The sequence below is a fragment of the Sporosarcina sp. SAFN-015 genome, from assembly GCF_051966875.1.
Classification (GTDB): domain Bacteria; phylum Bacillota; class Bacilli; order Bacillales_A; family Planococcaceae; genus Sporosarcina.
Map to the genome: position 1 here is coordinate 55,958 of NZ_JBQCKP010000009.1, position 24,169 is coordinate 80,126.

Below are 24,169 nucleotides of genomic sequence, written 5' to 3' on the forward strand. Positions count from 1 at the left end.
GTTCCTCCTAAATCGTTCGCGTTACTTTTTTTCGGCAGTCGGGGCAAGTATTAGGAACATGCTCCGTCCTTCCATTTTCGGTTTAACTTCAACCGTTGAGAATTCCTTGCATTCTTCTGCAAACCGGTCTAAGACACGTTGTCCAATTTCCTTGTGCGTAATTGCACGACCACGGAACCGGATGGACGCTTTAACTTTGTCCCCTGCCTGTAGAAATTTGATACCGTTGCGAAGTTTTGTTTGAAAATCATGTTCGTCAATTGTTGGGCTTAGGCGCACTTCTTTGACGTTGATGATTTTTTGGTTCTTTCTCACTTCACGTTCTTTCTTTTGTTGCTCAAACTTGAATTTACCATAGTCCATTACACGGGCTACTGGTGGCTTTGCTGTTGGTGCGACTAGGACAAGATCCAAATTTGCACGCGCTGCGATTTCAAGAGCCTCGTTGCGTGATTTGATTCCAAGCTGGTCACCATTGTGGTCAATAAGGCGAAGCTCGCGGGCACGGATGCCCTCATTTACGTACATGTCTTTGCTAATAGTAATCCACCTCCGAATGTTGTCTCGCGAATACACGGTTTGGGTACACCGTCCAGCAATCCGACGGTCCCATAGTTCATTCGTTTTATAAGAGCCGGACAATAAAAAAAGTAGACAAAAGTAACTTTTGTCTACCCGCTTATGTGTACGTGCATTAGCATGCACGGCACGTTCACTCATGTGCTGACCTGTCAACAACGGTATGCGTCGATCAGGTGAGAAGCGGGCAGCTCCTTCTTATACCACAAACTGTATTCATTAACCTTAATAAGTCTATCATCTTGAATATTGATTGTCAACATATAAATTTACAACGGTTGATTTCCGCTTCAGGTGGACGCTTTCCGGGGGGCGGGCGGTGAGCCTCCTCACTTCGCTTCGCTACGTTGCGGGGTCTCACCTGTCCCGCTAATCCCCCAGGAGTCGCCACCTTCCGCTTCAATCAACGGTAATTCCTATTAATCAACACGATGGATACCTAGTCATTTTTTAAACTTTAAAACGCCATTCAATAACCATAATTATTAATTATCGTGTGATACGTCAGCTTTTATTAGCTTCACGAAATCTTCAAATGGCATGCTTTCTGATTTTTGTTCGCCGTATTTTCTTACGTTCACTTCGCCGGATTCTACTTCTTTGTCTCCTAAGACGAGCATGTAAGGGATTTTTTGGACTTGTGCTTCACGGATTTTATAACCAATCTTTTCATCACGGCTATCAAGATCTACACGGAATCCTTCTGCTACTAGTTTTTCTTTCACTTCATTTGCATAATCGAAATGGGCTTCAGGTGATACCGGGATTACTTCGACTTGAACTGGTGCAAGCCATGTTGGGAATGCGCCTTTATATTCTTCGATCAGGAATGCAACGAATCTTTCCATTGTAGAAACGACGCCTCGGTGGATAACGACTGGACGATGCTGCTTGCCGTCTTCCCCAACATATGTGAGATCGAAACGTTCAGGTAGAAGGAAGTCAAGTTGGACAGTTGAAAGTGTCTCTTCCATGCCGATTGCTGTCTTCACTTGTACGTCGAGTTTCGGACCGTAGAAGGCAGCTTCGCCGTCGGCTTCGACGTACGGAAGACCCATTTCATCCATCGTCTCTTTCAGCATGCTTTGTGCGCGTTCCCACATTTCGTCATCGTCAAAATATTTTTCAGTGTCTTCCGGATCGCGGTACGATAAACGGAATGAGTAATCTGTAATATTGAAGTCTTTATACACATCGATGACGAGCTGAACGACACGTTTGAATTCTTCCTTGATTTGATCAGGGCGAACAAAGATATGCGCATCATTCAAAGTCATACCACGTACACGTTGGAGACCGGATAACGCACCAGACATTTCATAACGGTGCATCGTACCAAGCTCAGCAATGCGGATCGGCAAGTTACGATAAGAGTGAATGCCGTTTTTGTAGATCATCATATGGTGTGGGCAATTCATTGGACGGAGAACGAGGTCCTCATTATCCATGCTCATGACAGGGAACATGCCGTCTTGATAGTGTCCCCAGTGACCGGATGTTTTGTAGAGCTCAACACTTCCGAGAACTGGTGTGTAGACATGGTCGTACCCAAGCTTCACTTCTTTATCGACGATATAACGTTCTATAATACGACGAATTGTTGCGCCTTTTGGCAACCATAGCGGAAGACCTTGACCGACTTTTTGAGAGTTCGTGAATAAATTCAATTCTTTCCCGATTTTACGATGGTCGCGTTCCTTCGCTTCTTCGAGCATACGCAAGTGTTCTTGGAGCTCGTCCTTTTTGAAGAAGGCTGTTCCGTATATCCGCTGAAGCATTTTATTTTTCGAATCTCCGCGCCAGTAAGCGCCCGCGATGCTCAATAATTTAAACTCTTTCAGCTTACCTGTCGAAGGGACATGGATACCGCGGCAAAGGTCGAAAAATTCACCTTGTTCGTAAATGGAAACTTGTTCGCCCTCAGGAATTGCTTCCAATAGTTCAAGCTTGTAGGGATCGTCAATTTCTTTAAATCGTTTTTCGGCTTCTTCGCGAGATACGTCAATTCGTGTGATCGGAAGATTTTCGCCGATGATTCGTTTCATTTCCTTTTCAAGTTCAGGAAGGTCTTCAGCTGTGATTGGCGTTGGTGAATCAATGTCATAGTAGAAGCCATTGTCGATGACCGGACCGATTCCTAGTTTTGCGTCTGGGAATTTTCTTTTTACTGCTTGAGCTAATAGATGGGCAGTACTGTGACGCAGGATTTCGAGCGCTTCCGGTGATTGCGGTGTGATGATTGCAATATCACCGTCCTTTTCAATCGGTGTTTTCAAGTCGATGAGCTGGTCGCCAATTTTACCAGCGAGAGCGCTTTTTCGTAACCCCGGGCTGATGGAGCCTGCTACTTCTTCTGTTGTTGTGCCTTTTGGAAATTCCTTTATCGCACCATCTGGAAATTTCAATTGAATATTCTCTTCCATTACAAACACTCCTTGCTAATTTTTTTGAACAAAAAAAGCCCCATCCCGGTAAAGGGACGAGGCTGTTGCTCGTGGTTCCACCCTTCTTCCTTCCATCCGGCCATACAACCGGAAAGATGAAGCTTGAAACGGCTAACGGGCCGGGGTCCGTCATCGGCTATGTAAATGGTTCACCGATGCTGCTCCAAGGTGGTAAATCGATCCTCTGCACTTCAGGGCTTCCAGCCAAATGACCCTGATCTCTGTAAGTAGAAGAACCGATTCATGTCCTCTTCAACACATTTTCAAATATGATATCCATTAGTATAAGGAAAGTTACAGACAATTGCAAGTGGCGAAAGTCAACTTACACGTTTCTTCGGTTTTTGCCTTTCAATTGAACTGGTTTGGAGATTGTCTTGATCCGTTCCATAATGCGCGCTGCTTTAACCGCTTCTTTTTCACCCCGTTGCGTGTACGTCAAATGATGCTCCAGCTCATCAAAATTGAAATTGGAAGTGAAGAAGGTCGGAAGCTTTTCTGCCATTCGATATTGCAAAATCGTTCCAATCACTTCATCACGTGCCCAAGCAGACATGGACTCCGCTCCAAAATCATCGAGCATAAGTACTTTCGCTTTTTTTACGAAGTCAATTTTTTCATTCAACGTCTGGTCTTGGATAGATTGTTTCATTTCCCGAAGGAATTCCGGTATATAAACGACAACTGTCCGGATTCGAAGATTGGCAAGCTCATTAGCGAGTGCACCAAGTATAAAGGATTTCCCCGTTCCAAATGGACCGTAAATGTAAAGCCCACGTTCCGGAAGTTCTCCTGTTTCACTTATTTCACTCAAAAATTGAGCAGCTGCCTCCACGACAATGATTCGGCTATTGTCATGCTCCAAATCTACATTATGCAATCGGGCTTCCATGACATCCTTCGGCATATACATGCTATCAATCATATTGGATACATTACGACGTTCGTCTTCGACCAATTTATTCGGACATTTGACGTAATCAAGATCAATGAATCCTTGACTGAGGATTAGTTTTGGCTCAAATCCTTTCATTACGTTTATGCAGCCTTCAACGTTCGGGCATTTCTCACAGTTGTGAGAAGCTGTTGTATATTCGTATAATTTCCCTAAACTTTTATCGACAACTGTTTTATCGATCTCACTCGAATTCTCGGAAATGAACTGTTGGACGCCTTCGGACTCCATCACTTCATTCCGTAATTGCTCGTATCTTGCTGTCAGTTCTGAAGCGTTCATTACTCGCTTCAATGTATTTCCGATTCTTTCCAACTTTATTTCACCTCGCTTCTCATAGCATCCAGTTTCGCTAGCAGCTGACGTCTTTTTTCATCAATATCTGAATCTGCCTCGTTTTTCGGTTCATGCTGTTCCGTTTCTTCTTTCTTGTAAAACCATTCAGGCACCTTCTCTTCCCTTGTAGGCTTCCGGCTGGCTGGTTTCTTCTTCCCTTCATTCAACCACTTCATATATTGATCGTGCTCGGTACGGGATAACTCCATTGCCTTTTTGGCAGTTTCCACTTTTTTATTCGACCAATGCGAGGCAATCCGTTCTGCAAAATTATTCGTGATCTTTCCGTCGTTCCGTAAAATCATATATTGCAATAAAACGTTTACGACGCCGACGGACAATCCATGAGTGTTAATAAGCCTTTCCGCCAATTGGAGATCGACAGGAAAAGGTTCTTTTCCATTTAAATGTCGCAGCATTTCACGTGGTGATGTATTTTCCAAATAAAATAAGAGTTCGTCTTCTCGTGATTTTGGCTCATTCTCTTTTGCAGGTTCGACATTCTTGAATATCTTTTCAACAGTAGGAACGTTTCGCGAAATGTTGATCTTGTAATAATCAACCGCAGCCTTTCGAAGTCGATCTTCCGGAATCTGCATACTGTTTGCATCTAGCGCCATCATGACGACTTTCTGCATATCAAGTGGTGTCAATGAATAAAGAAACGCCAATTTCTCAATTAATTCTTTCGACACTGTAGCGAGGGAGGATTTCGGTACCATCTGTTCGGAAAGTCCCGAACGAAATAAATTGAAATCGAAGTCGGAATAAGCGAAAGGAATTCCCGTTGATTCATTGCGCCCCATCATATGACCGCCCTCTTCCATCCCTTCGGCTGCACTGTAACGGATAGGTTTGAAAACATCCAAAAATGTACGAGATACTTCCTTGTATTGTTCATCGATCGGATCTACTACCGTGAATCGATTTCTTAAACTCCGGTATGCCTGCTCGCCAATCTTGCTGAAAAGGAAAGTGGACAAAAGCGGGTCTTCGAAAAACGACTTTGCATCCATGGGCGGCAGCAATTCGTAGCAGAACGCACGATCCTGATCCTCCTGTTTGCAGTATGTACGCAGCAAGCCGATCGCCTCGAGGGAGATTCTCGCTTCAAACACTTTCACTAACGGCATTGTTAATAAATTCATTAAGTAATAATGATTAAACTCATTTTCCTTATTTCGTTCCGCATCAGCCCATAGTGACATGAAAAGACTCATAGCGTCAGGGCCGATCAATGGTTGGTAAAACAATGTGAGGAGTTGCCGGTCATAATCCGAAAATGGATGAGACAATTTGATCGTGAACGTATCGACTGGTTGTAATTCTTGGTAAAGCATATTGTCGGAACTCCTTTTTTCCTTTATTCAAAATCAATTCTCATCTTTATTCTTCTGCAAGTTTTGCAGTTCTTCGATAAATACGTTTATATCTTTGTATTGTCGATAGACTGATGCAAACCGGACATACGCAACTTCATCGACATCTGCCAATTTTTCCATGACCATTTCGCCGACGTCCTTAGAATCAATCTCAACGGTCCCTGAACTTCTTAATTCTTTTTCTATTAAATATACAATGTTTTTTACTGCTTCGAGGTCAACTGGGCGCTTTTCACATGCTCGGATGAGCCCTCTCAACAACTTTTCACTGCTGAATTCTTCCCGTGTGCCATCCTTTTTCACTACGATGAGCGGCATTTCTTCCACTTTTTCAAATGTCGTGAATCGGAATGCGCATCTCTCACATTCACGGCGTCTTCGGATGGATCGATTCTCTTCGGCAGGTCGAGAATCGATGACCCGGGTGCCATTATAATGACAAGCTGGACATATCATTTTCTGCTTCCTCCGCATTTCCGTATAGTATATTGATTATAACAGAAGTTCATCAAAAAAATCGAAAGGGATTCATTAATAATCAATCAAGTTGTTATGGGCTTTTAAAAAGTGAAATCTTGGCAGTATTGATTTCCGTTCCAGGCGCACGCTTTCCGTGGGGCGGGCGGTAAGCCTCCTCGGTCGCTTTGCTCCACTGCGGGGTCTTACCTGTCCCGCTAATCCCACAGGAGTCGGCGCCTTCCACTCCAATCAACAGAAATATTTTCCAAAAGTTTAAACCCGTAGAACGCCATTATAACACCAGCAAAAATTAAAGAATTATTAATAATGTATATACCACATGCAAAATTAATCGGAATTGAGAATTGCGGTCATTGGACTGTTGTGGAAAAACCAGACAAAATGAATACGTTAGCAGAAAATTTTTTCAGTCTCAACTTGTTCAACTAACGAGTGATTTACCTCTTCATGTCTTTACAATTACCATACAGCTTTGAATTTCAAGTATATGCCAATTGATTGGAGTGGAGATCGGCGACTCCTGCGGGAATAGCGCGAGCTGAAGACCCCGCAACGAAAGCCGTAACGAAGAACGGCTTTTGCGAGCAAAAGCGTAGCGTTGCGAGCACAACTATGGGATGCCTTAATTTCTGCAAAGAACGCAGAAATACGGCAAATCGAACCCTTCGCTGTTCGATTGGCTGAAGCCGTGCCCGCGGAAAGCATCCGATCGGAACGGAAATCAATAGTGTTTACAGAATATTAAAATTAATAATCAATCAAAAAGAAAAAACGTCCAAGCCGAGTTATCGACTTGGACGTTTTTCATTTTCCAATTATGAATTCACTTTGGATTTCAATTCATTTCCTACTTTAATAGCCAATTCAACAACACGTGCAGAATAGCCCCATTCATTGTCATACCAAGCAAGCACTTTTACTTTGCGATCACCCATGACAATTGTTGAAAGACCGTCTATCGTCGCAGACTCTGTTGTTGTGTTGAAGTCAATCGATACGAGTGGTTCAGTCGTGAAACGAAGGATTCCTGCCATTGGACCTTCTGCTGCCTTAATGAATGCTTCATTCACTTCTTCCACTGTTACATCTTTTTTCACATCAACGACGAGGTCGACCAATGACACGTTCGGAGTCGGTACACGTAAAGCCATACCGTGAATTTTCCCTTCAAGCTCAGGCAATACGAGCGAAAGTGCTTTTGCAGCACCTGTCGAGGTCGGGATGATCGACTGAGCACAAGAGCGTGCACGGCGAAGGTCCTTATGCGGGTTATCCAAGTTTTTCTGATCGTTTGTATAAGCATGAACAGTTGTCATCAACCCGTTTTCAATGCCGAATGAATCATTCAACACTTTTGCAACCGGTGCAAGGCAGTTTGTCGTGCAGCTTGCATTTGAAATGACATCATGTTTATTAATATCAAGCTTGTCATCATTCACACCTAACACAATCGTTACATCCTCATTTTTCCCTGGAGCAGTCAAGATGACTTTCTTAGCTCCGGCTTCCAAATGAAGGGCAGCTTTACTACGTTCATTGAAGACTCCCGTCGCTTCAATGACGATGTCGACACCAAGCTCTTTCCAAGGCAATTTGGATGGGTCGCGCTCCGCTATTAGTTGGACACGCTTTCCGTTGACAACAAGAGCATTTTCCTCCACAACGACTTCACCATCAAAAACTCCGTGATTTGTGTCATACTTAATCAAATGAGCTAGAGTTTCTGCCGGATACGATGCATTCACTGCAACTACAGCAACGTCATCCTTCGTGATAATTTGACGGAATACCATGCGTCCAATCCGTCCAAAACCGTTTATCGCTATCGAAGTAGTCATGAAAAAATCCTCCCGCGTAATGTTATATACTTTTTATCCTTTATCCGATAATTAGTATAGCACAATTTAACCGGGTGCAAAGAGTTTGTGAACAAAATAACAATGTTCTACTTTTCAGAGAATAGTTTTATTTGACAGCATTCCATTTAATCAATAATTCATCCAGCTGATTTTCAGTCTCTTCCATTGATCCGTTATTGTCAATGACTGCATCTGCGCATTTTTCCTTTTCCAATATTGAAAGCTGAGAATTGATACGGGCCTCCGCTTCATCTTGTGAATAGCCATTCCTAGCTATTAGACGTTCTCTTTGAACGGCAGGTGCTGCTGAAACGACGATAATTTTATCCACATATGATTGGAGTTTACTTTCAAATAAGAGCGGAATATCCATAATAATCGTGTTAAAACCTTTCTCCAACCATTCTTCCTTTTGTCGCAACATTTCTTTTCGTACAGCGGGGTGGATAATTCCGTTCAACTTTTTTCGCTTTTCCTCATCATTGAAAATGAGACTACCGAGTTTTCCCCTGTTCAGCGACCCGTCCGGCAGAAGGATATCAGAACCAAATGTTTCCGCGATACTCGTAAGAACTGGGCTTCCAGGTTCTACTACTAACCTTGAAATTTCATCTGCGTCAACAATCGGATACCCCTTTTGTTTTAACATTCGCGACACGGTACTTTTACCAGTTGCAATACTTCCCGTTAGACCGATGATCATTGACATCAACCTTCCCTCACCTTTGGCATTGCGGACAATAAACTGATGTCCTTCCAGCAATTTTCATGCTTTTCGTTTCTCTGCCACATGTCCCACACACTTTCTTTCCATACATCTTCAAACGGGTTTGCATCGTTCCAGCTTCCCCGTTAATATTCCGATAATCCGAAATGGAGCTTCCTCCCGCATCAATGCTCTCTTGCAGGACAACTACGATTTCCTGAAACAATTCTCGTTTCCTTTTTTCGCTGATCCTCTCCGTAGCTCGTCCGGGATGGATTTTCATTCGAAAAAGCGCTTCTGTCGCATAAATATTACCGCAACCCGAAATGACATGGCCATCCATTATCACTTCTTTGATAGGTTTCCTTGCATATTTCTGTATTGATGCCATGGATAGGAAATGGTTGATGGCGAATTCGTCAAAAGGTTCAGGAGCCATGTTCAGCAATGGCAAATAATCCTCTTCCTTCTGCAGTAGCCGCAGTTCCCCGAATCGGCGGATGTCGGAATAGACGAGCAATCCTCCGTCTGCCATGTTCAGGACGACATGGATATGATTCTTGAATTTCTTCTCTGTGATGTCTTCCAAGGAATCTACAACGAACCAAGCACCCGTCATTCCGAGATGGCTGACGAGCAAGTATGGCAGACCTTCCTTTTCTAAATGAAAATAAATATATTTACTTCTTCTAGTGACATCCACTACCGTCATTTCTGCTAGCTCTTCAATAAAGTCTTCAAGAGTTTTCCCTTTGACGATTGCTTCTTTACCTAGCTCCTTGGATTTTCTTATAATATCGGACACATGCACTTCAGAAATCGTCCGGCCAATGGAAGCAGGCGACAATTCGCGAACGACACCTTCAACTTCTGGCAGTTCTGGCATTTCCATTCCTCACTTCGTTTCGTACCAGGAGAATCCGAACGCCCACTCCGCTTTCAATGGAACATCGAGCGCCAATGCAGATTCCATTACTTCCGGTACGATTTTCTTCAGTCTTTCAAGTTCTTCTTCAGGCGCTTCAAAAATCAATTCATCATGCACTTGAAGGAGCATTCGTGTTTGCATATTCTCTTCTTTCAATCTTGCGTCCATATCAATCATCGCCTTCTTAATGATATCGGCAGCAGTCCCTTGTATCGGCGTATTCATAGCCGTTCTTTCAGCAAAGCTTCGCAAATTGAAATTCGAGCTCGTAATATCAGGCAAGTATCTTCGTCTATTCATCATCGTGACTACATAGCCTTTCATCTTCGCCTCAGAGACGATATCTTCCATGTATCGCTTTACACCAGGGAACGTCTCGAGATACGTTCCAATGAACTTACCTGCCTCTTTACGCGTTATATTCAAGCTTTGGGACAATCCGTAATCACTGATCCCGTAAACGATACCGAAGTTTACAGCTTTTGCCGTCCGCCTCATATCAGACGAAACGCCATCTTTATCAACACCGAATACATCCATCGCTGTTTTTGTATGGATGTCTTCCCCTTCCCGGAATGCGGAAATCATTTTTTCGTCTTGGGACATATGCGCAAGGACACGCAGTTCGATTTGCGAATAGTCGGCAGCAAACATAAGCCAGCCCGGCTCTGAAGGAACGAATGCCGCGCGGATTTTCCTGCCTTCCTCAAGCCGAATCGGGATATTCTGCAAGTTCGGATTGATGGAGCTCAGTCGGCCCGTTTGCGTCAATGCCTGCTGGAATCGTGTATGAATTTTTCCGTCCTCGTGGATTTCTTTCGATAATCCTTCAATATAAGTTGAGTTCAGTTTTCCGAGCTGACGATATGTCAAAATGAAACTGATGATTTCATGCTCGCTTTCAAGTTTTTCCAACACATCTGCCGCAGTCGAATAACCCGTTTTCGTTTTCTTGATAGGTGTCAGTCCAATTTTTTCGAACAAGATCTCACCTAACTGCTTTGGAGAATTAATATTGAAAGGTTGTCCCGCCATTTCATAGATGATCGATTCAAGTTCAGATAACCTTGAAGAAAGCTGAACACCGATTTGTTGAAGAATTCCCAAGTCCGTCTTAACACCTGTAGATTCCATTTTCCCAAGTATTTTTGCGAGTGGCATTTCAAGCTCACGATACAATTCAAACTGTTCATTTTCACGCAACTTCTCTTCAAGGACAGGTTTTAACTTCCAAACGGCTTGAGCTTTCCTACCAGCATGTTCCGCAAGCAACTTCTCCTTAGGCAATGACTTTTTAGCGCCTTTCCCGTACACCGATTCGTCAGACTGGACATCAGAATAATTGAATTCCTTTGCAACAGATGCAACATCTGTATATGAAGAGGAAGGATTCGCAATATACGTTGCCAATAATAAATCGAATTCGAAACCATTCACTTCGATGCCATAACGCAGTAAAGATGCGTATGCTGCTTTAGAATCGGTCGTAAATTTCCTTTTATTTTCATCGCGAAGCCACTCTTTTAGTCGTTCTGATTGTTGCAAGACTGTAATTGGAATGAACAGCGCTTGCTTGCCATCCGTCAAACTGACGCCTGTCACTTCCGTAGACAAATAATTTTCATCCATCATTTCTACATGTATCGCCATTTCATCCGCAAGCTCCATCGTTTCAGTATCCTCGACGATTTGAACGTCGATTTCTAAGATAGGAGCTGTTTCAGTTGGAGATTCCATTTTTTCAAGTAATGTTTTGAACTTTAATTCCTCATAGATCTTTTTAACATTTTCCTCGTCAGGGCCAGAATACGTCAAATCTGCAATGGAAATTTCAATCGGCGCATCCACTTCAATTGTTGCGAGTTTTTTGCTCATATATGCCTGTTCTTCATTCTCCGTCAAATTTTCCTTCAGTTTTTTTCCTGAAACGGATTCCAATGATTCATATACTTTTTCGACAGTGCCGTATTCCTTCAATAATTTAAGAGCGGTCTTCTCACCTACGCCAGGCACGCCTGGAATATTGTCAGAAGCATCTCCCATCAGACCCTTCATATCAATGATCTGAGGAGGTGTAATACCGTACTTTTCCATGACATGCTCAGGAGTGTACTTTTCAAGATCTGTAATCCCTTTTCGCGTAATGCATACTGTTGTATGATCGCTTGCGAGCTGTGTTAAGTCCTTATCACCAGAAATAATGACGACTTCTACGCCTTCTTCGTCTCCAGACTTGCTTAACGTACCGATAATATCATCCGCCTCATATTGCTCGAGTTCATATTGAGGGATTTGATAGGCATTCAGCAGTTTCCGCAAGTAAGGAAATTGCTCCGACAGCTCGGGTGGAGTTTTTTGACGGCCGCCTTTATATTCACTGAATGTCGAATGCCTAAAGGTTGTCTTCCCCGCATCCCAAGCAACGAGCATATGTGTCGGCTTTTCTTCTGCCAATATGTTTTGCAGCATCATCGTAAACCCGTACACCGCGTTTGTATGGATACCAGTGTCATTCGTCAACAATGGCAATGCAAAAAACGCACGATACGCCAAGCTATTTCCATCTAACAGTACTATTTTCTTTTTAGTCACCTGCATCCACTCCCTTGTTCGTTCATCCTACCGCTTATAAAAAAACGGCTATTCCTCTGTTTAAGATAAAAACGTCATCTTCATTTATCTTACCATGATGGCTAGAGTAAATGAAAATGACGTCATTTATTATTCCAAGTATCCTGTCAGTATTTTTGCATATGGAGAGTCGGCTGGCATGATGATGACCGTGTCGTCGCCTACTGTACGTGCATAGGATTGCAACGTACGATATAAGTTGTAGAACTCAGGATCCTTAGAAAATGCATTGTTATAGATTTTGGCAGCTTCTGCTTCCCCTTCGGCATGAATGATAGCTGCATCCTTTTTCGCAGTCGCAAGCATCTCTTGGACTAACCTATCTGTTTCCGCCTCTACTCTTTTCTTCTCTGCATCCCCTTGAGAAAGATAATCTTGTGCTGTAGACTCGCGTTCTGAAATCATCCGCGTGTAAATCGACTGTTCATTTTCTTGTGGAAGGTCAATCCGTTTAATCCGCACATCAATCACTTCGATGCCAAAATTACCTTCATCAAGAAATTCGTTCACTTTTTTCGTGATAAGGTCGTTCAAATTGCCTCGCTTTGAGTTTTCTTCATTAACGACATCTACGTAATCCAATCGTCCCATCTCGTTCCGTATGACGGAATAGATGAATTCTTCCATTCGCGCTTCAGCATTAATAATGTTTCGCGCATTGGAAATCATTTTACCGGGATCTGTTATTTTCCACACCGCATAATTATCAATGATAATACGCTTTTTATCTTTTGTACTGATTTCCGCTTCAGAAACATTATATGTCATTTGATTTTTCGGCAAGCTTGTCACTGATTGGATGAATGGGATTTTCATATTCAATCCCGGTTCTTTGATGATCCTCGTAATTTCACCGAATTGGCGCACGACTCGATATTCGCCTTCTTTCACTACGAACACATTGGCGAGAAGGATGACTGCAATTGCAAAAAACACTGTAAATGTAATTGCTCTCCTTACAAACTTCCTCGTATTGAACGGCTTTTTCGGAGTAATGACTTTTTCTGCGCCTGGTGTCTTTTTCTGTTTTCCACTTTGCATTTCTTTAAACTTCTCTTCAATACTTTTGAATGGATTATTGTCGTTCGTCATTAGTTGCCGCCCCCTTCCGTTTTCTGCTCAACAGGTGGTGGTGTTTGGCTTTCCATTTGTTGCAACGGCAAGTATTTCAATGTTTCACCGTCATCATTCATAATATAGATTTTTGCTTTTGGCAGTACTTGCTCCATCGTCTCAATTATTAACCTTTGACGGGTGATCGTTTTACTTTTTTCATATTCTGCATGCAAGTCGTTGAAAAGGGCGACGTCCCCTCGCGCTTGCTCTATACGGGCAGTTTTCTGACCGATAGCACGGGATATAATGGCGTCTTTTTCACCCTTCGCTTCGTTCTCGCGTTGATTTTTATAGCGCTGGGCTTCGTTAATTTTTGTACTTCTCGTTTCGCGTGCGTCCGTTACTGCAGTAAATGCGGCACGAACGTCAGCATTAGGCAATTCAACATCCTGTAATTTGACACCTTGAATCGAAATTCCGATATCATAATTCGTCATGAGCGATGTTAATAAATCACGTGTTTTCGCTTCAATTTCCGCTTTCCCATCTGTCAAAGCTGCATCGATTGTTGAACTACCGATAATTGATCTGATGGAAGCGGAAGTCGCATCATGTAGAATTTCCTGTGGATTTTGCGAGTTGAATAAATACTTTTCGGGATCTGTAATTTTCCACTGTACTACTAGATCTGCAAGCACGATGTATTCGTCTCCAGTAATCATTTTCGTTTCCTTGTCATAAGCAACAAGTGTTCCATCCGGATCTTGCTTATATCCGAACTGAAGACTAAACGTCTCTTTTGATAGCTTCTCAACTTTTTGGATCGGCCAAGGCAGCTTAAAATGCATACCCGATTCCGTTACAGGCGTATCTGCTTTTCCGAAAGTGATAACGATGGCCTGCTCAGATTCATCCACCGTATACCATGTCGTAAAAGCAACGATGAGCAATAATACTCCAGCGATGACAAGACCGGCTGCTACCGATGCTCGGCGTGTGCTCATTTCATCTTCCCCCTTTTCTATGTATCATCTGTACATACGGTCGGAGGAGAATTAGGTTTCAAAAAAATCCGCATTAAGCGGATTTTTTTGGTAGGTATATTGTAAATGTGGTTCCAACTCCTACTTTACTATCAACAGTCACTTTCCCTCTATGTGCTTCGATCAAATGTTTAACAATTGCGAGTCCAAGTCCAGTACCTCCAGAATCCCTGCTTCGTGCACGGTCGACTCTATAAAAACGTTCGAACAACCTCGGAAGCTCTGTTCGATCAATTCCAATCCCTTCATCCTTTACTTCGATGATGGCTTCACTAGTAGTTTCAAATGCGTTGACTGTAATGGTCGTATTTTCTTTTGAATAATTGATGGCGTTTGTCAATAAGTTGACCATTACTTGGATAAGCCTGTCGGAATCCGCTTCAACAACAATATCCGACGGGATATTTATAATTGTGTTCATATTTTTTCTTTCGAGCAATCCGAAAACAATTTTCAACGCACTTTCAACGATATCTGAGATCAACACTTCCTGATACTGTAGTTGGAAGCCTTCTCGTTCGATTCCTGATAATTCTAATAGATCATCAATCAATAAATGCAACCGATCGCTTTCCTTTTTGATGATTCCAAGGAATTCTGTAGATGCAGCCGAATCATTTATTGCACCGTCCATTAAAGTCTCTGTAAACCCTTTTATTGAAGTAATTGGTGTGCGCAGCTCATGTGAAACATTCGCGACGAAATCTTTACGGATTTCCTCCAATCTCACTAGCTTTGTAATGTCATGCGTCACTACAATGATGCCGAGCCAATTGCCATGACGTCCTATAACTGGCGCACCATAAACATTAAAATGGTATTCACCGGACCGGATTTGCTTTTCATGTACTTGTTCCGTTAAGAATACATCTTCAATTAAATTTTCGATACCTTGAGGCAATCCGATCTCCATGAAAGTTTTTCCAATCAGTTCATCCCGCTTATATCCGAAAGTTTTTTCAAATACCCCATTTGATAAATTTACAGAGCCTTCTCTTCCGAACATAAGGAGGCCATTCCCCATACTTTCAATCAATGTTTTCAGACGTTCCTTCTCCATTGCTCGCAAGATTGATGTTTCTTGTAAATTCCTTGCAATCTGATTCACTGCTATACCAAGCTCATTATGATTCCCGAGCTCTTCAATCGGGGTTCTCGCTAAATAATCCCCCCGAGCTATTTTCTCAGCAGTTTTTGTAACTAAATCGGTCGGTTTTGCATATTGCCTGAGGATGCGGGCACATAGGACAAGAGACAGAAAATAAGTGATTAACAAGATGACTATTAGGAAAATCCAATATTTCTGTTGAACTTGCAAAGTTACTGCATGATCAATAAGATAAAAAAACTGGCCAAGGACAATCCCAAGACCAGTCAATAGAATCAAAAATATGACTGCAAAAGCGATAAAAAGTCTGGAATAAAGACCTTTCATTTCAATTTTTGCTCCTCGAATTTATATCCAATCCCTCTAACCGTCTTAATAAAAATAGGTTTTTTTGTATTTTCTTCAATCTTTTCACGTAAATGACTTACATGAACATCAACGATCCGAGTATCACCTGCAAAGTCATAATTCCAAACCGCGCTCAATAATTGATCGCGAGTGAGCACCCGGTTTTTATTTTGTATAAAATAGACGAGGAGTTCAAATTCCTTCGGTGTGAATTCCAAAGGTTTCTCGTCTAGAAAAGCCTCGTACTGTTCAGGATGCACAGTAATAGGACCCGTGCGCAATACTTGCCCATCATCCTCATGAATGCCTGTACGCTCGCCGCTCCGTCGTAGGACAGCCTTTACTCTTGCAACAACTTCACGTGGACTAAACGGTTTTGTCATATAATCATCTGCCCCGATTTCCAAACCTAAAACTTTGTCGGTTTCTTCGCCTTTTGCTGTCAGCATAATGATAGGAGTATTGATATTCTTCTGTCTCAGAAGCTTGCACACCTCTATGCCATCCATTATGGGCAGCATCAGATCAAGCAAAATTAAATCCGGATTTTCATTTTCCACTTTCAATATTGCTTGTTCACCATCTGCGGCCATAATAGTTTCAAAGTTAGACTGTTTCAGATTGTAGTCTAATAATGTACGAATCGGCTGCTCATCGTCTACAATTAATATTTTCTGCACGATATCCCAAGTCCCCCTTAGATGCTAACTTTCATTATTATATATGCACAGAGATGATCAGAAGTTTTCCATTGCATCAGAAGTCAGATTTTCCCGGATCGAGGGAGGAATGACTGATACTGTACCAGAGATGACTGTTTTTCCATCTTCATTCGTCGCCTCGATTTGAATTACGATGAACCGCTTCTCTTTTTCCACTTGGATCACTTCAAATAGAAAATTAATTGTTTCATAGTGATACACATGGTTCGGGAAAGTTAAATGCTGTTCCGTAATATGCGATCCTGGCCCTGGCAAGTATTTTGAAATGGCGGAAGTGATGATTCCATTTAACATGATCGTCGGTACAATCGGCTTGTCGAATTCGGTTTGGGATGCATAATCATGCTGAATATACAGCGGATTTGAATCATTTGTCAGACCAAGGTAGAGAAGTAAATCCTTATCTTCAATCTTCTCGGTAAGCTTAAGCTTTTCACCTTCATCGATTTTCTCGATATCCCTTCCAATCCGCCTTTTTTTACCTAATATCAACTTGCTTCCCCCTTCTTCACCTATATGGAATTAGTGTTATAGAAATTGTATCAATTTTCACTTGGAAAGAGCAAGCAAACGCCGTTACAATGAACGGCGTTTGTTTGCGAGCAAAAGCGCAGTGTTGCGGGCAAGATTCTTGGCTAAAATAAAAACCGGGAAGCGTTAAGGCTTCCCGGTTGTATGGATATTATAGGTTTTTAATCAATTCATCAGCAAACTCGGAAGTCTTAACCTCTGTAGCTCCATCCATCAAACGAGCGAAGTCATAAGTTACAACTTTAGAAGCGATCGTTTTCTCGATAGAAGCAGTTATCATGTTTGCAGCTTCGTTCCAACCCATATGCTCAAGCATCATAACGCCTGAAAGTAGAACAGAAGAAGGGTTCACTTTGTCTAGGCCAGCATATTTTGGAGCTGTTCCGTGAGTTGCTTCAAAAATCGCATGTCCAGTAACGTAGTTAATGTTTGCTCCTGGAGCGATCCCGATTCCGCCGACTTGGGCTGCAAGCGCGTCGGAAATGTAGTCACCGTTCAAGTTCATCGTAGCAACAACGTCAAACTCTTTAGGGCGAGTCAAGATTTGTTGTAGGAAGATATCAGCAATCGCATCTTTAATGATGATTTTGCCAGCAGCTTCTGCATCAGCTTGCGCTTTGTTTGCAGCGTCTGTGCCTTCCGCTTCTTTTATCTTGTCATATTCGTTCCATGTGAATACTTTATCGCCAAACTCTTGCTCAGCCACTTCGTAACCCCAATTTTTGAAAGCACCTTCTGTGAATTTCATGATGTTACCTTTGTGGACAAGCGTTACCGATTTACGTCCTTCTTTTAGTGCGTAATTGATTGCACCGCGAACAAGTCTTTTTGTACCTTCTTCAGATACTGGTTTGATACCGATGCCGGAAGTTTCTGGGAAACGAATTTTGTTTACTCCCATTTCGTTTTGAAGGAATGAAATCAATTTTTTCACTTCATCGGAGCCTTCTTGGTATTCAATACCAGCATAAATATCTTCAGTGTTTTCACGGAAGATGACCATGTCGCAGTCTTCCGGACGCTTAACAGGAGATGGAACTCCTTCGAAATAACGAACAGGACGCAAGCAAGTATAAAGATCCAACTCTTGACGAAGTGCAACGTTCAAAGAACGGAAACCGCCGCCGATTGGAGTCGTCAAAGGACCTTTAATAGCGATAAGGTACTCATCAATCGTGTCAAGAGTCTCTTGTGGAAGCCATTCTCCAGTTTCGTTGAATGCTTTTTCTCCTGCAAGTACTTCTTTCCATTCGATTTTCTTTTGGCCATCGTATGCTTTTTCAACTGCCGCTTCCATTACGCGTGAAGCTGCATTCCAAATATCAGGGCCAGTACCGTCACCAATGATGAATGGGATTGTTGCATGATCCGGAACGTTAAGAACGCCGTCAGTTACTGTGATTTTTGCCATTTTATTATTCCTCCATTTCGAAATGAGGGGGCCAATCTTAATGCTTCGGCCCCGATGTATTACTTGTGAACTTGGACAATCACACCAAGTACAAGTTATCTTTCGTTGATTGGTACGTATTTTTGCATATCTGGTCCGATATATTCAGCACGTGGTCGAATCAGTCTATTGTTGGAGTATTGCTCCAAAATATGCGCCGTCCAGCCTGAGAATCGGGAAACTGCAAAAATAGGTGTGAATAAATCGTGATCGATACCAAGTGAATGATATACCGAAGCCGAATAGAAATCAACGTTCGGTGGCAAATTCTTCTCGCCAGTTACGATTGATTCAATTTGGAGTGACATATTATACCACTTTTCTTCTCCACGGAGTGCTGTCAACTTACGGGACATTTCGCGCAGATGCTTCGCACGTGGGTCGCCTTTACGATACACACGATGGCCGAAGCCCATAATCTTTTCTTTATTATCAAGTTTTTCTCTAATATAAGATTCTACTTTTTCTTCTTCGCCGATTTCCATGAGCATCTTCATGACTTGCTCGTTCGCACCACCGTGAAGTGGTCCTTTAAGCGCTCCGATTGCAGCCGTAATGCCGGAATACATATCGGATAGAGTTGCCACACAAACACGTGCTGTGAAAGTGGAAGCGTTCAATTCATGGTCGGCGTGAAGAACTAAGGCTTTATTGAATGCTTCAATTGCAATATCTTCAGGCTCTTCACCTGTTAACATGTACAAGAAGTTTGCTGCATAGCCAAGTTCCTTTTTGGGAGCAACTGGCTCTTGACCTTTACGGATGCGAGAGAAAGCAGTAACGATCGTTGCCACTTTCGCTTGAAGCTGAATCGCTTTTTGATAATTGGCTTCTTCAGACATATCTTCCGCGTGTTCATCGTATAATCCGAGGAGGGAGATTGCTGTACGCAATGCTGCCATCGGGTGAACTTCGCCAATCGGATATGTCTTAAAATGATCGAGAACAGGTTGTGGAACCGACATATTGTCCGCAAGTTGCTGTTTCAATTCCGCAAGCTCGTCCGCTTTTGGAAGACGCTGATGCCATAATAGATAAACAACTTCCTCAAAGCTTGCATTTACTGCAAGATCATCGATATCGTAACCGACGTATGTAAGGGTGTCATCAATAATTGAACTGATGGCGGACTGTGTCGCTACGATTCCTTCCAATCCTTTTGATGCTGTCATTTAAATCGCTCCTTCAGTCTTTTTTTGCCGGTATGTCTACAAAATCTAGCAATTTCCGGCAAAACTACATTTTATTTAGTACTGTCTGAAACGCTTACATTGACCATTATAAGCAAATATTACAGATTTGTGAATGGAAACGCTTGTTTTATTTGTAGAATAAGAGAAAAAAGGATGAAATCTTGATAAAAAACATAAGACAGCAAACATACAAATCGCTTGCCACGCAATGGTTTCCCGCGATTGTCGCAGGGATTTTCATCTTCATAGTTCCTCCGGTAGGAATTGCAATAATAGCAGCCTATTTTACTGCACCTATTTTACTGGCAGTCCGGACGATGACAAAACTACCTTTAACGATAGCCACTTTTTTCGTCATGATTTCCATGTTGTTTATCTTCAGCACTTTTTCTTTCATTGCATTGCATGGATTGATGGATACAGTACCGCTGCTAGAAAAACATTTATCAACATACACCGGAAATACGAATTTCACTGGAAGAGTCATCAAATTTCTTGAAGATAAGATTATTGAATATGGACATGCGTTGCTTGAATATGCCATTACATTTACCGCTACTTTTTTTCAAAGAATATTTAGCATGTTCATTTTCATCGTAGCTTATTTTTTTGCACTGCGTGAATCAGGCAAAAACAAATTCTGGTTTCTCGTTTATTTTCCCGTAAGTATGCGAGCACCTGCCAAACGTATCTTTACAAAATCCGGTGAATTGTTCGGGACATTCGCGTTTGTGGAAGCAAGATTGTTTCTTTTGACTTTCATTATCCTGAGCATCGGATTTTCAGTCCTTAGATTTGAATCGCCAATCGGCAGCGCATTCCTTGTCTCCATCGCCGATAGCCTGCCTTTGTTAGGCATCGGACTATTCCTAATTCCGATGTCGGCTTTTTTCCTCTATTCCAATCAATTATTCATCGGTGTTTCGCTTGCTCTGCTCTATATATTCGTCGTTACAACGAGGCAATTGGCTGAATCCTATATGTGGGCATCTGCTTTTCGTGTAAAGCCTATCCATGCTTTTTTCATTACAGTGTGCTCGCTCTATCTATTTGGATTAGCGGGTATACTTTTGACGCCGTTCCTATTGTTTGCCGCACTGAAATTGAAAAAACATCCATCATTCATCGAATGACAATCCTGCCTTGTTTCATCTTTTTATATATCCAAGCAACGATAAATGGTCGAATCATATTTCTTGGCCCTTTAAATAAAAGCAAAAGTCCCGCTATATCACTAATAAATCCAGGCATGATCAATAAAATGCCGCCAAAGAAAATACAGACGCCATCGATGACGGCGTTCCCAGGGGCCTCCATTGTTCCCATCCTATTCCTCAAATCTGTCAAAGCTTTAAGACCTTGTTTTTTTGCCAAGTAAGCCCCCCCTAATCCGCTGATGACGATGAGAAGAAGGGTCGGTATGACTCCAATTGTCTTCCCCGAATATAGCAGCACGAAGAGTTCCGCAGCTGGCACGAGAATAAATAAAGGTAAAAGCCATTTCATTCAACGACAACCCCAATCCTAAAAAGGCCGCTTCCGAATTGTTTCGGAAGACAGCCTTTTTTCATAATTTGTTATTTGTTAAAGAACCCTTGCATGTCCATTATAAATCACTCCGGATTCTGCATCCATCGTTATGTCTTTTCCATCAATGATTAGTTCGGTCGCTTTTTCAACTCCGACAATGACAGGGATACCTAAACTGAGACCAACGACAGCCGCATGACTTGTCAAGCCGCCCTCTTCCGTTATTAATCCTGCACATTTTTCAATTGCGGGCATCATATCACGGTCCGAAGAATATGTGACTAGAATCTTCCCTTTCACATCGTGAGCCAATGCTTCTTGTGCATTATGAGCGACAACCGCTTGACCAAATGCTACCGACTTTCCAATTCCTTGCCCTTTCGCAAGCATATCGCCGATAACATGAATCTTCATCAAGTTCGTCGTTCCTGCTTCACCGACCGGCACACCTGCCGTAATAATGACAACGTCGCCATGGGTTACATATTGATGCTTAACGCTTTCCTCAACGGATTCCTGTAAAATCTCATCAATTGAATGTACCCTTTCCCCGATAATCGGGTAGATTCCCCAGACAAGCGTCAATTTTCTGGAGCACTCATCTGAAGCTGTAATTGCGACGATTGGGCATCCTGGGCGATATTTGGCAATCATTTTAGCAGTATGGCCGCTTTCCGTTGGGGCAAGCACAGCTTTCACTTTTAAATTAATTGCCGTATAGGCTACTGCTTGACCGATTGATTCTGTCATATTGCCATGCTTTTCTCGTCGGCGAGTAGATACGACAGCACGGTAATCGACAGCATCTTCAGCTGTTTTCGCAATACGATCCATCGTACGAACAGATTCAACCGGGTATAAGCCGGCCGCTGTTTCACCTGATAGCATGATGGCATCTGAACCGTCCAAAATGGCGTTCGCGACGTCACTTGCTTCTGCCCGTGTTGGACGTGGATTGCGTTGCATTGAATCGAGCATTTGTGTTGCTGTAATGACTGGTTTGCCAGCTTGATTGCATTTCTCGATCATTTTCTTTTGTACGAGCGGGACTTCTTCCGCTGGTATTTCCACGCCGAGATCGCCCCTTGCAACCATCAGTCCATCGGATACCGTCAATATATCATCCAAATTGTCGACACCTTCACCATTCTCGATCTTAGGAATAATATGAATTTGCGCTCCACCGTTTTTCTCTAATAATTCCCGTATTTCCATAACGTCAGAAGCTCTGCGCACAAAAGAAGCTGCAATGAAATCAACACCTTCGTGGATTCCAAATAAGATGTCTTCCCGGTCTTTCTCGGTAATTCCAGGGAGTTGTACCGAAACACCTGGCACATTCACTCCTTTTTTATTTTTCAATGTACCCGAGTTGACGACAATCGTATGGATCAGTCCTTTTTCAAGATCCTTTCCGACGACTTCGAGTTGGATCAATCCGTCATCCAATAAAATGACAGAACCTTTGTCCACATCTTCGATCAGCTTTTCATATGTAACAGAAAATACATCTTCAGTACCTTCCACCTCAGTCATCGAAATATCGATATGCTGACCGGTGATCAATTCAATTTGTCCGTTTCTCATAGAATGCGTCCGGATTTCAGGACCTTTCGTATCAAGAAGGATTCCGACGACCTTGCCTGTCTTCTTTGACGCTTCCCTGATGGATTTTATGCGGGCTTTGTGCTCTTCGTGTGTACCATGTGAAAAGTTAAGCCGTGCAACATTCATGCCTGCCTCTATCAACTGTTCTAATAGCTCCGGTGATTCGCTAGCTGGTCCGATTGTGCACACAATTTTTGTCTTTCTCATCACAAAAACGCCCTTTCGTATTGTACTCATCAAATGTTTTAGTTTACTTAAATTGACAACACTTTGGATAACTCATAAAGTTCCATATCCAACGTATGATCTGTTGGTGCAAATACCACTTCTAAATCATAGTCTACCACCTTATGGTTTTGCATACCAATTGCTACGCCGCCACGACCTTCGCCTAACACTTCGACCGCTCTTGCTCCATATTGACTCGCAATGACCCGATCTCTGGCAGAAGGAGAACCTCCACGTTGAATATGCCCCAAGACAGATACACGCGTCTCGATTCCTGCTTTCTCCTTCAACAGATCGGCCAACGATGAACCGGACATGACTCCTTCCGCTACGATAATGATACTATGTTTTTTACCACGGCCCGTACCGCTCTGTAACCGGTTTACGATTTCATCGATATCATAACCTTCTTCAGGTATGAGGATTGTTTCAGCACCGCCAGCTAGTCCAGACCAAAGGGCCAAATCTCCGGCGTCTCTGCCCATTACTTCAATTATGAACGTTCGTTCATGCGAAGTCGCTGTATCCCTAATCTTATCAATCGCGTCAATAACTGTATTTAGTGCAGAATCGAAACCAATCGTGAATTCTGTACCATTAATGTCATTGTCGATTGTCGCGGGAACACAAACACAAGGAATCCCCATTTTCACCAATTCGAACGCACCTTTAAATGATCCGTCTCCACCTATTACGACAAGTCCATCGATATGATGCGCCTTCAACTGGCGGATCGCTTCTTTACGCCCTTCCTCTGTCATGAATTCCGGGGAGCGTGCGGATCTAAGCATCGTTCCTCCTCGTTGAATAATGTCACCGACCGACCCGAGCTGCAACAATTCGATTTTCCCTTGGATGAGTCCTTGATAGCCATTGAAAACACCAGCAACTTCGAACCCCTCGTAAATCGCCTTCCGCACGACCGCACGGACAGCTGCATTCATGCCTGGCGCATCTCCCCCACTAGTCAAAACTCCGATCTTTTTCAAATGGACCACCCCTTCATATCGATTACTTTATGTATAACAAACAAAAGCGCAGGCGCATGCCTA

Annotated in this window: 21 protein-coding genes; 2 read left to right on the forward strand and 19 right to left on the reverse strand. The window is 42.7% G+C overall.

The features are described from left to right. Positions 1–21: 21 nt before the first annotated feature. Both infC and thrS read right to left on the reverse strand, forming a co-directional pair. On the reverse strand, positions 22–528 hold the full coding sequence (infC, locus tag ACTHPA_RS15100; protein ID WP_440501341.1) for a translation initiation factor IF-3: 507 nt from the start codon (positions 526–528) through the stop codon (positions 22–24). 536 nt (positions 529–1,064) lie between these two features. Next, positions 1,065–3,002, reverse strand: a complete 1,938-nt coding sequence (thrS, locus tag ACTHPA_RS15105) for a threonine--tRNA ligase (RefSeq protein WP_440501342.1) — start codon at positions 3,000–3,002, stop codon at positions 1,065–1,067. Positions 3,003–3,073: 71 nt separating this feature from the next. Here thrS and ACTHPA_RS15110 point away from each other — a divergent pair, with 71 nt between their 5' ends. Further along, positions 3,074–3,235: a hypothetical protein gene (locus ACTHPA_RS15110; protein WP_440501343.1), complete on the forward strand. Its 162-nt coding sequence runs from the start codon at positions 3,074–3,076 to the stop codon at positions 3,233–3,235. Positions 3,236–3,348: 113 nt separating this feature from the next. Here the strand turns inward: ACTHPA_RS15110 and dnaI are convergent, their stop codons facing one another. From dnaI to citZ, 14 genes are all read right to left on the reverse strand, one after another. After that, on the reverse strand, positions 3,349–4,293 hold the full coding sequence (dnaI, locus tag ACTHPA_RS15115) for a primosomal protein DnaI (RefSeq protein WP_440501345.1): 945 nt from the start codon (positions 4,291–4,293) through the stop codon (positions 3,349–3,351). A gap of 2 nt (positions 4,294–4,295) precedes the next feature. Then, positions 4,296–5,654 carry a replication initiation and membrane attachment family protein gene (locus tag ACTHPA_RS15120; protein WP_440501347.1) on the reverse strand — a complete coding sequence of 453 codons (1,359 nt, stop codon included), beginning with the start codon at positions 5,652–5,654 and terminating at the stop codon, positions 4,296–4,298. Between the two features lie 33 nt (positions 5,655–5,687). Continuing rightward, on the reverse strand, positions 5,688–6,152 hold the full coding sequence (nrdR, locus tag ACTHPA_RS15125; protein WP_440501348.1) for a transcriptional regulator NrdR: 465 nt from the start codon (positions 6,150–6,152) through the stop codon (positions 5,688–5,690). Between the two features lie 839 nt (positions 6,153–6,991). Then, positions 6,992–8,014, reverse strand: a complete 1,023-nt coding sequence (locus tag ACTHPA_RS15130; RefSeq protein WP_440501349.1) for a glyceraldehyde-3-phosphate dehydrogenase — start codon at positions 8,012–8,014, stop codon at positions 6,992–6,994. A gap of 127 nt (positions 8,015–8,141) precedes the next feature. Further along, the gene (coaE, locus tag ACTHPA_RS15135; RefSeq protein WP_440501515.1) at positions 8,142–8,738 is read right to left on the reverse strand and encodes a dephospho-CoA kinase; all 597 of its coding nucleotides are present in this window, start codon (positions 8,736–8,738) and stop codon (positions 8,142–8,144) included. Between the two features lie 16 nt (positions 8,739–8,754). Further along, entirely contained in the window at positions 8,755–9,627 is an 873-nt protein-coding gene (gene mutM / locus ACTHPA_RS15140; RefSeq protein ID WP_440501350.1) for a bifunctional DNA-formamidopyrimidine glycosylase/DNA-(apurinic or apyrimidinic site) lyase, read from the reverse strand. 9 nt (positions 9,628–9,636) lie between these two features. Then, entirely contained in the window at positions 9,637–12,261 is a 2,625-nt protein-coding gene (polA, locus tag ACTHPA_RS15145; RefSeq protein ID WP_440501351.1) for a DNA polymerase I, read from the reverse strand. Positions 12,262–12,390: 129 nt separating this feature from the next. Next, positions 12,391–13,392 (reverse strand): protease modulator HflC, encoded by a 1,002-nt coding sequence (hflC, locus tag ACTHPA_RS15150; RefSeq protein WP_440501352.1) that lies wholly within the window; start codon positions 13,390–13,392, stop codon positions 12,391–12,393. Further along, positions 13,392–14,360 (reverse strand): FtsH protease activity modulator HflK, encoded by a 969-nt coding sequence (hflK, locus tag ACTHPA_RS15155; protein ID WP_440501354.1) that lies wholly within the window; start codon positions 14,358–14,360, stop codon positions 13,392–13,394. Before hflK ends, hflC begins: the two co-directional genes overlap by 1 nt. Before the next feature lie 73 nt (positions 14,361–14,433). Beyond that, positions 14,434–15,834, reverse strand: coding sequence for a two-component system histidine kinase PnpS (gene pnpS, locus ACTHPA_RS15160; protein WP_440501356.1), 1,401 nt, complete (start codon positions 15,832–15,834; stop codon positions 14,434–14,436). Continuing rightward, a complete protein-coding gene (locus ACTHPA_RS15165) occupies positions 15,831–16,538 on the reverse strand; it encodes a response regulator transcription factor (protein ID WP_440501517.1) in 708 nt (235 codons plus the stop codon). The genes pnpS and ACTHPA_RS15165 overlap by 4 nt, the downstream gene beginning before the upstream one ends. A gap of 54 nt (positions 16,539–16,592) precedes the next feature. Next, positions 16,593–17,069, reverse strand: coding sequence for a MaoC/PaaZ C-terminal domain-containing protein (locus tag ACTHPA_RS15170; protein ID WP_440501357.1), 477 nt, complete (start codon positions 17,067–17,069; stop codon positions 16,593–16,595). 190 nt (positions 17,070–17,259) lie between these two features. After that, complete coding sequence (gene icd, locus ACTHPA_RS15175; protein WP_440501359.1) at positions 17,260–18,519, reverse strand: NADP-dependent isocitrate dehydrogenase; 1,260 nt, start codon at positions 18,517–18,519, stop codon at positions 17,260–17,262. A gap of 95 nt (positions 18,520–18,614) precedes the next feature. Then, positions 18,615–19,730: a citrate synthase gene (gene citZ, locus ACTHPA_RS15180; RefSeq protein ID WP_440501360.1), complete on the reverse strand. Its 1,116-nt coding sequence runs from the start codon at positions 19,728–19,730 to the stop codon at positions 18,615–18,617. A 182-nt stretch (positions 19,731–19,912) separates the two neighbouring features. On the opposite strand from citZ, the gene ACTHPA_RS15185 reads away from it, so the two are divergent. Beyond that, positions 19,913–20,884 (forward strand): AI-2E family transporter, encoded by a 972-nt coding sequence (locus ACTHPA_RS15185; RefSeq protein WP_440501362.1) that lies wholly within the window; start codon positions 19,913–19,915, stop codon positions 20,882–20,884. Here ACTHPA_RS15185 and ACTHPA_RS15190 read toward each other — a convergent pair. The 3 genes from ACTHPA_RS15190 to pfkA form a co-directional block, all read right to left on the reverse strand. After that, positions 20,874–21,257: an FxsA family protein gene (locus ACTHPA_RS15190; RefSeq protein WP_440501364.1), complete on the reverse strand. Its 384-nt coding sequence runs from the start codon at positions 21,255–21,257 to the stop codon at positions 20,874–20,876. The genes ACTHPA_RS15185 and ACTHPA_RS15190 overlap by 11 nt on opposite strands. Before the next feature lie 78 nt (positions 21,258–21,335). Next, positions 21,336–23,096 carry a pyruvate kinase gene (gene pyk / locus ACTHPA_RS15195; protein ID WP_440501366.1) on the reverse strand — a complete coding sequence of 587 codons (1,761 nt, stop codon included), beginning with the start codon at positions 23,094–23,096 and terminating at the stop codon, positions 21,336–21,338. Positions 23,097–23,143: 47 nt separating this feature from the next. Continuing rightward, a complete protein-coding gene (gene pfkA, locus ACTHPA_RS15200) occupies positions 23,144–24,106 on the reverse strand; it encodes a 6-phosphofructokinase (protein WP_440501367.1) in 963 nt (320 codons plus the stop codon). Between the last annotated feature and the right edge of the window lie 63 nt (positions 24,107–24,169).